Source organism: Pseudomonas fakonensis (assembly GCF_019139895.1).
GTDB lineage: Bacteria > Pseudomonadota > Gammaproteobacteria > Pseudomonadales > Pseudomonadaceae > Aquipseudomonas > Aquipseudomonas fakonensis.
In genome coordinates this window covers 947,964-960,109 of sequence record NZ_CP077076.1, presented here as the reverse complement: position 1 = coordinate 960,109, position 12,146 = coordinate 947,964, and the positions used below count along the sequence as shown (strand labels likewise).

General features: G+C 66.0%; 14 protein-coding genes. 5 read left to right on the top strand and 9 right to left on the bottom strand.

Annotation, left to right across the window (positions count from 1 at the left end; translation table 11 throughout):
- Positions 1–107 precede the first annotated feature (107 nt).
- A complete protein-coding gene (locus KSS94_RS04390) occupies positions 108–407 on the top strand; it encodes a DUF3509 domain-containing protein (protein ID WP_217841824.1) in 300 nt (99 codons plus the stop codon).
- Positions 408–410: 3 nt separating this feature from the next.
- On the opposite strand, the gene KSS94_RS04385 is transcribed toward KSS94_RS04390, so the two are convergent.
- Positions 411–881: a phosphate-starvation-inducible protein PsiE gene (locus tag KSS94_RS04385; RefSeq protein ID WP_217841823.1), complete on the bottom strand. Its 471-nt coding sequence runs from the start codon at positions 879–881 to the stop codon at positions 411–413.
- Between the two features lie 239 nt (positions 882–1,120).
- Here KSS94_RS04385 and KSS94_RS04380 point away from each other — a divergent pair, with 239 nt between their 5' ends.
- A complete protein-coding gene (locus tag KSS94_RS04380) occupies positions 1,121–1,384 on the top strand; it encodes a YebG family protein (protein WP_217841822.1) in 264 nt (87 codons plus the stop codon).
- Positions 1,385–1,454: 70 nt separating this feature from the next.
- Here KSS94_RS04380 and KSS94_RS04375 read toward each other — a convergent pair whose 3' ends face one another.
- Positions 1,455–2,474 (bottom strand): Glu/Leu/Phe/Val dehydrogenase family protein, encoded by a 1,020-nt coding sequence (locus tag KSS94_RS04375; protein ID WP_217841821.1) that lies wholly within the window; start codon positions 2,472–2,474, stop codon positions 1,455–1,457.
- 124 nt (positions 2,475–2,598) lie between these two features.
- On the opposite strand from KSS94_RS04375, the gene KSS94_RS04370 reads away from it, so the two are divergent.
- Complete coding sequence (locus KSS94_RS04370) at positions 2,599–3,405, top strand: SirB1 family protein (RefSeq protein ID WP_217841820.1); 807 nt, start codon at positions 2,599–2,601, stop codon at positions 3,403–3,405.
- On the opposite strand, the gene maiA is transcribed toward KSS94_RS04370, so the two are convergent.
- Genes maiA through hmgA form a run of 3 tightly spaced genes read right to left on the bottom strand, consistent with a single transcriptional unit; the run spans position 3,399 to position 6,642 of the window.
- Positions 3,399–4,031 carry a maleylacetoacetate isomerase gene (gene maiA, locus KSS94_RS04365; protein WP_217841819.1) on the bottom strand — a complete coding sequence of 211 codons (633 nt, stop codon included), beginning with the start codon at positions 4,029–4,031 and terminating at the stop codon, positions 3,399–3,401. The genes KSS94_RS04370 and maiA overlap by 7 nt on opposite strands.
- Before the next feature lie 13 nt (positions 4,032–4,044).
- The gene (gene fahA, locus KSS94_RS04360; RefSeq protein ID WP_217841818.1) at positions 4,045–5,337 is read right to left on the bottom strand and encodes a fumarylacetoacetase; all 1,293 of its coding nucleotides are present in this window, start codon (positions 5,335–5,337) and stop codon (positions 4,045–4,047) included.
- Between the two features lie 3 nt (positions 5,338–5,340).
- Entirely contained in the window at positions 5,341–6,642 is a 1,302-nt protein-coding gene (gene hmgA / locus KSS94_RS04355; protein WP_217841817.1) for a homogentisate 1,2-dioxygenase, read from the bottom strand.
- Between the two features lie 195 nt (positions 6,643–6,837).
- Between hmgA and KSS94_RS04350 the strand changes: the two genes are divergently transcribed.
- Positions 6,838–7,620, top strand: a complete 783-nt coding sequence (locus KSS94_RS04350) for an IclR family transcriptional regulator (RefSeq protein ID WP_217841816.1) — start codon at positions 6,838–6,840, stop codon at positions 7,618–7,620.
- A 348-nt stretch (positions 7,621–7,968) separates the two neighbouring features.
- Here the strand turns inward: KSS94_RS04350 and KSS94_RS04345 are convergent, their stop codons facing one another.
- The 4 genes from KSS94_RS04345 to KSS94_RS04330 form a co-directional block, all read right to left on the bottom strand.
- Positions 7,969–8,883 (bottom strand): SDR family oxidoreductase, encoded by a 915-nt coding sequence (locus tag KSS94_RS04345; RefSeq protein ID WP_217841815.1) that lies wholly within the window; start codon positions 8,881–8,883, stop codon positions 7,969–7,971.
- Between the two features lie 117 nt (positions 8,884–9,000).
- On the bottom strand, positions 9,001–9,906 hold the full coding sequence (locus KSS94_RS04340) for an alpha/beta fold hydrolase (protein ID WP_217841814.1): 906 nt from the start codon (positions 9,904–9,906) through the stop codon (positions 9,001–9,003).
- A gap of 174 nt (positions 9,907–10,080) precedes the next feature.
- A complete protein-coding gene (locus tag KSS94_RS04335) occupies positions 10,081–10,767 on the bottom strand; it encodes an LrgB family protein (protein WP_217841813.1) in 687 nt (228 codons plus the stop codon).
- The gene (locus KSS94_RS04330) at positions 10,757–11,143 is read right to left on the bottom strand and encodes a CidA/LrgA family protein (protein ID WP_217841812.1); all 387 of its coding nucleotides are present in this window, start codon (positions 11,141–11,143) and stop codon (positions 10,757–10,759) included. The genes KSS94_RS04335 and KSS94_RS04330 overlap by 11 nt, the downstream gene beginning before the upstream one ends.
- A gap of 99 nt (positions 11,144–11,242) precedes the next feature.
- On the opposite strand from KSS94_RS04330, the gene KSS94_RS04325 reads away from it, so the two are divergent.
- Positions 11,243–12,121: a LysR family transcriptional regulator gene (locus KSS94_RS04325; protein ID WP_217841811.1), complete on the top strand. Its 879-nt coding sequence runs from the start codon at positions 11,243–11,245 to the stop codon at positions 12,119–12,121.
- Positions 12,122–12,146 lie beyond the last annotated feature (25 nt).

Below are 12,146 nucleotides of genomic sequence, written 5' to 3'. Positions count from 1 at the left end.
ACCTCTCATTAGACTATCCCCTTACAGCACATCTCCGATCAGCGGGCCTGAACCAACCCCGCCCAGCCCCGGTCAACCCCTGCAGTCATTCATTGCAGACAGCGACCATGAACAACCCCTTCGACCACATCAGCGCCGCCTTCGCCCCCGAATACCGGGTCAACCTGAGCATCGAACGCCTGGACGGCAGCATCATGCTGACCCTCTCCGACGACAGCGGCGTGGTGGCCAAACGACTGATCAGCGAGGCCCAGCGCAACGACCCGGTGCGCCTGCAGCGGGTCATCGACAGCATCCGCCTGGGGCTGGCCATCGAGCTTGGGCAAAACCCGCTGGAGGTGCTTGCCGCACTGACCGGTGAATACCGCGCGGCCCGGGCCTTCCCGGCAGCGGGCCTGGCCAACTGATCTCTACTTGCTCTCTTCGACTTCCTTGCCGTTGGCATCCAGCACCTTGGTGGACGGGTAACGGTAGGATGCGTAGCGCACCACCAGGATGGAGAAGGCCAGCAGCAGGATGCCGCCGCATACGTACAGCAGGCCGGCATCCGGCGCCTTGTGGTGCGACACATCGCCGATCAGCAGACGGGTCAGGGCGGTGATGGCCACGTACAGCAAGAAGCGGATGGGCATGTGGTTGGTCTTGAAGTAGATCCCCACCATCGCCCCCAGCTCCAGGTAGATGAACAGCAGCAGGATGTCATCGACACTCACCCCGCCCTTGCCCAGCATGTCGATGAAGGTGGCCACCGCCGCGTAGGCGGTGATTGCGCCGATACCGAACAACGCCAGGTAGTGGAACGCCTCCACGCACAGGTTGCCCAGCGAGTCGGCCGAGCCGTGTAGGCCCTTGCGCAGTTTGTCTGCCCATTTGTTGTTCACGATGTTCGATTCCCCGATACGACAGAAGGATGATGGATGGCGCGCATGACGCTTGTGCCATGCAGTTAAAGGGCCATGCCCCCTGACTTGGAAGGTGGCCGATTGCCGCAGGGCACCTGTGGGCTACGCTGTTTTTCTGTGCAAAGGGCCATCATGGTGGTTGCAGGCGGGTGGCCTGCCCCTGTACTGTATGCGCATACAGTGAAATCCCAACCAGCAAAAAGGCACAGAGGTGATGAATGGCCGTCGAAGTGGTGTACCGCAGCAGCCGCGACCCGGAGCGCTTGTTCATGGATAAGGCCGAAGCAGACCGTCACGACAAGATGCTCGAACTGGCCGAGCGCCTGGCCGAAGTGCTGCACAAGGCCGTGCCGTCGCTGAGCGAGAAGCAGGTCGAGGAAGCCGGCATCTACATGGCCAAGAACCGCGATGTATTCGCCCGTGCGTTCAAGAGCCAGCCAGATGCGCTGTCTGAATTGCTCGAAGGCGGGGAAGCCGAGTGACGTTCATCGCCGGCAAGCCGGCTCCTTCAGGGGATGGCCTGTAAGAGCCGGATTGCCGGCGATAGGGCCATCAGCCATACAACATCCTTTCCGCCAACATCTGCGCCACCCGCGCCGGCGAGCGCTTTTCAGCCTGGGCGTGGGCGAACACTTCGGTCAACCGGGTGGGTATGCGCGCCAGGTGCGCGGTGATGGTACCCAGGTCTGCCCCGCGGTGGGTCAATGCCACGTAAATCAGCCCGCCGGCATTGATCACATAGTCCGGCGCATACAGGATGCCGCGCTGTTCCAGTTGGTCAGCCACCTGCAAGGTGGTCAGTTGATGGTTCGCCGCCCCCGCCACTGCCGCGCAGCGCAGTTGCATCACCGTCTGCCCGTTGAGCACCGGCCCCACCCCGCAAGGGGCGAAGATATCGCACGGGGTGCTGGTCAATGCCTCGTTGACGACCGGGTGCGCCCCAAACTGCTCCACCGCCAGGCGTACCTTGCCTGGGTCCAGGTCACTGACCAGCAACTCGGCCCCCGCGGCATGAAGTTGCTCGGCCAACGCATACCCCACATTACCCAACCCCTGCACCGCCACCCGCAAGCCCTCCAGATTGTCACTGCCCAACCGCGCCATCGAGGTGGCGCGAATACCGGCGAACACACCCATGGCCGCATGGGGTGACGGGTCGCCCGAGGCGGTAGTACTGGTGACGTGGGGGGTGGACTGGGCGATGCAGTCCATGTCCAGGGTCGAGGTGCCGCTGTCCACGGCAATGATGAAGCGCCCCTGCAAGCTGTCGACAAAGCGCCCGAAGGCTTCGAACAGTGCGGCGCGGTTTTCCACATGGGCGTTGCGCATGATCACCGCCTTGCCGCCGCCCAGGGCCAACCCGGCCAGGGCGGCCTTGTAGCTCATGCCCTGGGCCAGGTGAATGGCATCGGTCATGGCGCTTTCGTCGTTGGCGTAGGGCAGGTAGCGGCAGCCGCCCAAGGCTGGCCCCAGCTGTTCGCTGTGGATGGCCACCACGGCTTTCAACCCAGTGGGTGGGTCGATGAACAAGTGCAGTGACTGGGTGCGGGTACTTTGCATGAGCGCGAACATCGGCGGGCTCCCCCGGCAGGTGCTGCAACCAGTATAGGCAGCTACCCAGCGCCCGCCGCGCAGGCAGACCACTGGACGAAAAGCACCACCAGGGCTAAAAGTACAAGCGTGATGGAGACCCGCCATGAATTCACGCCAAGCCTGCCTGGCCTGCCTGGAACGCGAGCCACCCGCCTTGCTGGAAGCCAGCCTGTGGATTGCTGCCGAGCATGACCGCAGCGTCGACCCGGCCGCCTGCATGGCCCAGTTGCGCGACCTGCAACGCGAGATCAGTACCCGCCTGCCGATACTGCCACTCAGCGAGCTGGCCCAGCCGCTGCTGCGCCAGCTCAATGCCCTGGGTTTTCAGCAGGATGAATACCACCCGCTGCGCCCGCAGGCGGCGCTGATGGACAAGGTGCTGCAACGCCGCCGCGGCCAGCCTCTGCTGCTGGCAATACTCGCCTTGGACCAGGCCCAGCGCCTGTCGATTCCACTTGAAGGGGTCAACTTCCCCGGCCACTTTTTACTGCGCGTACCCGGCGCCGACCACCTGCTCGACCCCTGCGGCGGGCGCCGCCTGTACCCGGCCGACTGCCGCGAGCTGCTGGCCCGCCAGTTTGGCCCGGACCTGCCGTTGACCGGCGAACACATGCGTAGCGCCACGTCCCGGCAGATGCTCCAGCGCCTGTCACGCAACCTGCGCCAGCTGCACAGCAGCAACGACAACGCCATGGCCGCGCTGGTGGATGCCGAACGGGTGATGCAGCTGGGGCCGGTGCAGGCCAGCGACTACCTGGCCCGGGCCACCCTGTACCAGCTATTGGACTGCCCCCAGGCCGAACGCTTCGACCTGGAGCATGCCCTGCTGCTGACCGACGACCCGGTGCAACGCCTGAAACTCAGTGAACGCCTGGGCCAGCTTCCATCGGGCAAGCGTTCGATTCACTGAGGTGGGGTGTCTGGCTGGCGTGCCGGGTGGGCCTGGCTGAACGCCGGGTGCTGTTCGGCCAGGGCCGCTACCCGGCGAATGCGTGGGTATGGCGCCAAGTCGATGTTGAAGCGCTCGGCCGCATACAGTTGCGGGATCAGGTACACATCTGCCAGCCCAGGCGCTGCGCCGAAGCAGAAGCCTTCATCACCCATCAACTGCTCCACAGCCGCCAGGCCTTGGCTGATCCAGTGAGCGATCCACTGGTTGACCTGAGTTTCGTCGTGCCCCAGCTGGCGCAGCTGGTTGAGCACGCTGACGTTGTGCAGCGGGTGCACATCGCAACCGATGATTGCCGCTACAGCGCGCACCCGCGCCCGCGCCTCGGCCCCGTCGGGCAGCAGCGCAGGCTGTGGATAAGCTTCTTCCAGGTACTCGATGATCGCCGGTGACTGCAGCAGCAAGCTGCCGTCATCGGTGCGCAGGGCCGGCACCCGGCCCTGGGGGTTGAGGGCAAGATACGCCTCGCCGCGCTGCTCGCCCTTGAGCAGGTTGACCGGCACGGCCTGGTAACCCAGGCCCTTGAGCGCCAGGGCGATGCGAACCCGGTACGACGAGGTGGAGCGGTAGTAGGTGTAAAGCTGCATCGCCCTGCCCTCCTCAGTTGGCCGCGACGATGGTGCCGCGGCACTCGCCAAAGCCGATGCTGGCAACGCCCTCAGCCACGCAACGGGCGCGCAGGATGATTTCGTCACCGTCTTCGAGGAACTTGCGCAGCTCGCCGCTGGCCAGCTCTACCGGGTGCTTGCCGCCCTCGGTGATCTCCAGCAGGCTGCCGAACGAGCCCTCCAGCGGGCCGGACAACGTACCGGAGCCGAACAGGTCGCCCGGCTGCAGCTGGCAGCCGTTGACGCTGTGGTGGGCAATCAACTGTGCCACGGTCCAGTACATGTTCAGGGTGTTGCTCAGCGCCAGGCGCTGGGCCGGCAGGTTCCGTTCACGCATGTTCGCGGTCAGCAGCAGCACTTCCAGCTCGATGTCGAAGGCGCCCTGGGCCTGGTCCTGCGCATCCAGCAGGTAGGGCAGCGGCTGCGGGTCGCCTTCAGGGCGCGCCGGCTGGGCGCGGCGAAACGGCGCCAGCGCCTCGGCGGTGACCACCCAGGGCGACAGGCTGGTGATGAAGCTCTTGGACAGGAACGGGCCCAGCGGCTGGTATTCCCAGGCCTGGATATCCCGCGCCGACCAGTCGTTGAGCAGGCACAGGCCGGCCAGGTGCTGCTCGGCCTCGCCGATCGGGATCGCCTGGCCCATGGCGTTGCCCTGGCCGATCCAGATGCCCAGCTCCAGTTCGTAGTCCAGCCGCGCGCAGGGGCCGAAGCTTGGTTCGGTTTGACCTGCCGGCAGGGTTTGGCCCTTGGGGCGAATCACTTCAGTACCCGACGGGCGCAGGGTGGAGGCGCGGCCGTGGTAGCCGATGGGCACGTACTTGTAGTTGGGCAGCAACGGGTTGTCGGGGCGGAACAGCTTGCCAACGTTGGTGGCGTGCTGGATACCCACGTAGAAATCGGTGTAGTCGCCGACCTTGGCCGGTAGGTGCATCTGGCACTCGCTGGCTGGGTACAGCGCCGCCTGCAGCACAGCCTGGTGCTCGCTGCCTTCGCCCAGCAGGGCCAGCAGGCGCTCGCGCAGGGCCACGCGGGCCGGGCTGCCGAGGGCGAAGAAAGCGTTCAGCGCACCGCCCCGGGTGGCCTCGACGGCAGCCTTGGCGGCGCCATCGAACAAGCCGGCGGCCAGCACCGCCTCGAGGTCGAGGATGGCGTCACCGATGGCCACGCCACAGCGCGGCGCCTGCGAGGCGCGGCTGAAGATACCCAAGGGCAGGTTCTGCAGCGGGAAGTCGCGGTGCCCGTTGGCGTGCTCGACCCAGCTGCGGGCATTGGCGGTGTGGTTCATCGGTTATCTCCGGTTCGGGTTGAAGGTGCTCGGCAGGGTGGCCCAGCAACTGTCGTAATCGGCCTGCAATTGCGGGCTTTCGAGGGCCTGCCGGCTCGGGCGCAGCACCTGGCTGGTCTCGAACATGAAGGCCATGGTGTTGTCGACCTTGTGCGGCGCAAGCGCTGCGGCAATGGCCTTGTCGCAGGTTTCGGCGTCGGGGCCGTGGGCGCTCATCACCCCGTGCAGCGAGGCGCCGCCCGGCAGGAAACCCTCGGCCTTGGCATCGTAGGCGCCGCGGATCAGGCCCATGAACTCGTTCATCAGGTTGCGGTGGAACCATGGCGGGCGGAAGGTGTTCTCGGCCACCATCCAGCGCGGCGGGAAGATCACGAAGTCCATGTTGGCCAGGCCATGCACGCTGGTGGGCGAGGTCAGCACGGTGAAGATCGACGGGTCGGGGTGGTCGAAACTGACCGTGCCGAGGGTGTTGAAGCGGCGCAGATCGTATTTGTACGGCACGTTGCTGCCGTGCCAGGCCACCACGTCCAGCGGCGAGTGGGCCAGCTCGCAGGCCCAGTGCTCGCCAAGGAATTTTTGCACCAGTTGCACCGGGCCGCTGGCCTCTTCATAGCAGGCCACCGGGGTGAGGAAGTCGCGCGGGTTGGCCAGGCCGTTGCTGCCGATCGGTCCCAGGTCGGGCAGGCGCAGTGGCGCGCCGTGGTTTTCGGCGATGTAGCCACGGGCCTGGCCATCGGGCAGCTCGACACGGAACTTCATGCCCCGCGGGATCACCGCAATTTCCAGCGGCTCGACCTCCAACACGCCCAGCTCGGTGGCAATGCGCAGGCGGCCTTGTTCAGGCACCAGCAGCAGCTCACCGTCGGCATTGAAGAACACCCGTTCCATGCTGCGGTTGGCGCGGTAGATGTACACGCTGACCCCCGCCGGTTTGTCCGAGGCGGCATTGGCCACCATCGGCAACCAGCCGTCGATGAAGTCGGTGGGCTCGCTTGGTAGCGGCTGCGGGCTCCAGCGCAAACGGTTAGGGTTGATCGCGCCCAACGCGCCGGCCAGCGGCTGGCGCTGGCAGCGTTCGAAGTGCGGGTGCAGGGCCGAAGGGCGGATGCGGTAGAGCCAGGTGCGGCGCAGCTCGCTGCGGGCCATGGTGAACGCGGTGCCCGAGAGCAGTTCGGCGTACAACCCGTAGGGCGCTTTTTGCGGGGAGTTCTGCCCCACCGGCAGGGCGCCGGGCAGGGCTTCGCTGGCGAATTCGTTGCCGAAACCGCTCAGGTAGGCGAGTTCTGGGGCGGTGCTGCGGGTCATCGATGCCTCCGGGCTGCGGGAGCCTTTACGGGCAGCTGGCTGCGGGGCCCGACCTGGTGCAACCGCTTGGCGGCAGGCTGGCAGCGCGTCTGCATTGTTTTTATCGTAATCAGATTACGAATAACGTAATTTGCTCCTGTGCAGGCGTCAAGCTATAAAGGCGCCACCTCGCAGAATCCGGACAGACACCCGCCCATGGCCAGAGCCAGCACCAGCGCCGACACCGGCAAACAGAAAGTCCGCTCGGCGCAAGTCGGCACCGACATCCTCAAGGCGTTGGCCGAGCTGTCGCCGTCCACCTCGCTGTCGCGCCTGGCCGAACACGTCGGCATGCCGGCAAGCAAGGTGCATCGCTATTTGCAGGCGCTGATCGCCAGCGGTTTCGCCGAGCAGGACCCGGCCACCAACCACTACGGCCTGGGCCGTGAGGCGTTGCGGGTGGGCATGGCGGCGCTGGGCAGCATCGATGTGCTGAAGGTGGCGGCGTTGCCACTGTCGGAGCTGCGCGACGAGCTCAACGAAAGCTGCTTCATCGCCGTATGGGGCAACCAGGGGGCGACCGTGGTGAGCATCGAGCCTGCGGTGCGGGCGGTGACGGTGGTGACCCAGATCGGGTCGGTGCTGCCGCTGCTCAGCTCGTCCACGGGGCTTGTGTTCGCCGCGCACCTGCCAGCGCGCGAAACCGTCGAGCTGCGCGACCGCGAGCTGGCCGCCCTGGGCCAGACGGCAGACGATTACCTGCAGTTGCTGGAGCAGATCCGCCAGCGCGGCCTGCACCATGTGCATGGTTTGCTGATGCCCGGGGTGGATGCGCTGTCGGCGCCGGTGTTCAACGCCATGGGCCAGGTGGCGGCGGTAATGACCGTGGTCGGGCCGACTTCGATCTTCCATGCCGACGAACACGGGCCGGCCGCCAAGCGTTTGCTGGCTGCGGCCCGGGCGGTCAGCTGGCGAATGGGCTTTGGCGGCGACTGCTGAAAAGCCTTACAAAGCGTTACTCATATTCAGCGGGTGATCTGGTTATAGTCCTACAACCACTTTTACCCGAAACGTAAAGGTGAATGTCAGGAGAGGCTATTTTTCCCACGGGATCAAGCGCTTATTCTGATCTCACTGGCCGGCACGAAGCGCTTCTCCCCCCCTGCACTTCGCGCCCGCCCAGGTTCACCGACGTTGATTTTGAAGCTCCTTGATCTAACGTCTCGATTGGCCGCTGCGTTTGCAGCGGCCTTTTTTATGCCTGTGAATAATTGTGCTGCCTGTACCGGCCTCATCGCCGGCAAGCCGGCTCCTACAGGTTCGGCGCAAGAGTCGGGCACCGCACGGTCAATCCGCCGGATACTTCTGCAAATTCGCCATCATCTGCTGCAACGCCTGCAAGCTGTCCTGCGGGTGCACAGCCCCTTCGAAATCACCGATGCGCCCCCAGTTGTCGGCCACCTGCTCCGGGGTAAAGCCTTCACGCGGGTCGAAGCCCACCCCCAGGCTACGCTCCCAGCGCAGCTTGCCGACCCAGCCACCGCCCACCTCGAACAGCTCGCCGCTGTCCTGGCACTGTTCACTGCCCAGGTACACCACCACCGGGCTGACCAGCTCGGGCTTGAGGCGCTCGAACACCTGCGGCGGGATCAGCCCCTCGGTCATGCGGGTGCCGCCGGTGGGGGCGATGGCGTTGACCAGGATGCCGTGCTTGCGGCCCTCGATGGCCAGGGTGCGGGTCAGCCCGTACAGGCCCAGCTTGGCCATGCCGTAGTTGGCCTGGCCAAAGTTGCCGTAGATGCCCGAGGTGGAGGCGGTGAAGATCACCCGCCCCCAGTTCTGCGCGCGCAGGTGCGGCCAGGCGGCGTGGGTGACCTTGTAGGCACCCTGCACGTGCACCTGGTAGACCAGCTCCCAGTCGCTGTCGTCCATCTTGTGGAAGGTCTTGTCACGCAGGATGCCGGCGTTGTTCACCAGCACATCCACCCGGCCGAAGTTGTCCAGCGCCTGCTCGACGATACGCGCGCCGTCGGTGACCGAGTCGTGGTTGGCCACGGCGGTGCCGCCGGCAGCGCGGATTTCCTCTACCACACGGTCGGCTGCCGACTGGTTGGCGCCTTCGCCGTGGGTGGAACCGCCCAGGTCGTTGACCACCACCCGCGCACCACGCGCGGCGAACAGCAGGGCATGGGCGCGGCCGAGGCCGCCGCCGGCCCCCGTGACGATCACTACGCGGTCTTGCAGGTCGAGTGGCTGGCTCATGGGCAGGGCTCCAGGCGGGTCAAGGGATGCCCGGCAGTGTCCGCCAGCGCCAGCGCGCGGACAATCAAGCCCACCCCGGCGAATGCCGGGTGATAACGCAGCGCGATGATCGCCCGGTCAGGACCAGGCGACCTTTTGCGGGATGTAGGTCAAAGGCTGCTCACGAAAGGCCAGGTAATGGCGCAACACCTGCACCGGCGCCTCGGTGTGCGGGTAATGGCCGATGCCCTGCAGGGCGACGGTGTCCGGGTCGGGCACCTCCTCCCGGTAACGCTGCAGCATGTGCGCCCCGGACAGCGGGTCGACCACCCCGTTGATGAAGCGCAGCCGCACGCCGCCCTGGCGCAGGGCGCCGCCCCAGCGTTCGCGCTGGGCAAAGCGTTCGGGCATGAAGTGGATTAGCTTGTGCAGGATGCGCGCGCCACGGTTGGCGACGATCAGGCTCCACAGGTCGTCCAGCGCGCTCTCGCTGGGGTGGGTGCAGGGCCCGTAGACCTGGCTGACATTGCGCACCAGGTCGTCACGCCCGAACGAGCGCCCCACCAGCCAGCCGACGCGGCTGAGCAGCAGCTTCTGGATCAACAGCATGCGGCAGCTCTCGGGGAACAGCCCGCTGTTGAGAAACACGCAACTGGCGATTTCGAGGCGCTGTTCATGGTGCCGGGCCAGCAGCTCTTGAGCGACGCTGCCGCCATAATCGTGGGCCAGCAGGTGCACCGGCTGGTCTATCTTCAGGTGGGCCAGCAGCGCCTGCTGCAGGTCGGCCTGTTCGAGCAGGCTGTAGTCGTGGTCTGGCGGCTTGGCCGAATCGCCGAAGCCGAGCATGTCGCAGGCGACCACGCGAAAGCGTTGAGTTAACGGTGCCCACAGGTAGTGCCAATCCCAGCTGGCGGTGGGGAAACCGTGAAGCAATAGCAGAGGCTCTCCATGCCCTGCCGTCCAGTAACGGATGCTCTGGCCCCGGAAGGTGAAACCCTGGCTCCGGGTGCGCCAGACGCACAGTGGAATTTCAGCCAGTGGCATCAGGGTCTTCCCGGTATGTAAGTGTCGGAATAGGGCAAGGCTGCGTTCATTGCAGGTTCACCTCGGCACATGCATGTGCTCTCTATGTCGAGGCACAGTGTAGGAGGCAATACCAAGGTATTAAGTCGCCTTGGCAGCCAGCCTGATGACCGAGCGAGCCGGTGGCACGAACGGTCACACCAGCATCACCAGCAAGGGCGCGGCGAACAGGTTGAGCAGGCCGGTCAGCACCATTACCAGGCCTGCCACCGAGCCCTCTTCGCGGCCCACTTCCCGGGCCCGGCTGACACCGGCGCCGTGGGCGCCGACACCGAACAGCGCGCCGCGGGCCAGCGGCGTGCGCAGCGGCAGCCAACGCAGCAGGATGCCGCCGAACATCGCACCGAGCACGCCGGTGAACATCACGAATACCGCCGTGAGCTCCGGCACCCCGCCCAGGTCCTGGGCCACCGGCATGGCAAAGGGGGTGGTGATGGAACGCGGCAGCAGCGACAGGCTCACCGACTCGTCCAGCGCAAGGCCATGGGCCAGCGCCCAGGAGCTGCCGATCGACGCCACGCTGCCGGCCAGCATGCCCACCAGCAGCGCCGGCCAGTGCCGCGCGAGCAAGGCGCGCTGTTGCCAGATGGGCACCGCGAACGCCACCGTCACCGGGCCCAGCACGCCCATCAGCCAGTGGGTGTTGCGGGCGTATTCGGCGTAGGCAGTGTGCAGCGGCACCGCCACCGCCAGCAGCAGCGCCGGCACCAGTATCAGCGGCGACAGCAGGTAACGCCCGGTGCGCCGGTACAGCCAGCGGCTGCCCAGGTAGGCGGCCAGGGTGAAGGCCAGCCAGAACAGCGACATGGGCTCAAGGTTCATGGCGCAGCCTCCAGCGGCACACCGCTTCCACGGTGATGGCGGTGACCAGCATCACCAACAGGGTGCTCACGGCGATCACCAGCAGGATGCGCCAGCCTTCGCTGCGCAGCAGGCTGCCGTAGTCCAGCAGGCTCATCAGCGCGGGGATGAAAAACAGCAGCATTTCGGCCATCAGCCAGCCGGCGCCCAGTTGCAGGGCGGCGGGTTTGAGCAGGCCGCTGGCGAACAGGATCAGCAACAGGGCCAGGCCCATCACGCCGCCGGGGATCGGCCAGCCGAGCCAGGTGGCGAGCTGGCCGCCGATCAGAAACAGGGCGAACAGCACCGCAAGCTCAAGCAGCAGGCGCAGGGTTTTCTTCAGTAATGCAGGGTTCATGGCGGGGGTTCCTCGACAACATGGCCATTGTAAAAGTCGGCCACCCACGCCAGAAGCGAATTGTTAGACTTGATGTCATTCCAATATGGAATTCAAGGCATGGACTTCAAACAACTGCGCAGCTTCATCGAAGTAGTGCACAAGGGCGGCTTCACCCAGGCCGCCGGCACCTTGCACATCAGCCAGTCGGCGGTCAGCAAGCAGGTCGCCCAGCTGGAACACAGCATCGGCCAGCCGCTGCTCGAGCGCCACGGCTCGCAACTGCACTTGACCGCCGCCGGGCGCATCGTGATGGAGCGTGGCGAAGTACTGCTGCGCCAGCGCCAGGAACTGCTGAACGAGCTGGACGACCTGGGCCAGATGGCCCGTGGCGAGTTGCGCCTGGGCTTGCCGCTGCTGGGCAGCGATGCGCTGTTTGCCGGGCTGTTCGCCGAATACCGGCGGCGCTACCCGAACATCCACATCCAACTGCTTGAAGGTGGCAGCCGCATGGTCGAGCAGGCGGTCAACAGTGGCGAGCTGGAGCTGGGCGGCAGCCTGACGCCGAGCGACCCGGCATTCGACTACCAGCCGTTTTGCAACGAGCCGCTGGATGCCCTGCTGCCGGCCGATCACCCGTTGGCCGGGTTGCCCGAGGTGGCGCTGGCGCAGTTGGCCGAAACGCCGTTTTTGCTGTACCAGCGCAGTTTCGTGCTCAATGACCGGTTGCTCAGCGCCTGCCAGCAGGAAGGTTTTACCCCCACGGAAGGCGGGCGCAGCGGGCAGGCGGACTTTTTGGCGGCGCTGGTGGCCGCCGGGCAAGGGGTGGTGCTGCTACCGGCGATTGTCGCGCGGGCGCTGGAGCGGCCCGGGGTGGTGCGGCTGCCGTTGCGCGCGCCGGATTACCTGCGCTGGGACATTGCGTTCATCTGGCGGCGCGGGGCGTACCTGTCGCGGGCGGCGCAGGCGTGGTTGGCGTTGTTGCGTGAGCGGGGTTGAGGGGCGGATCTCCTGTACCGGCCCT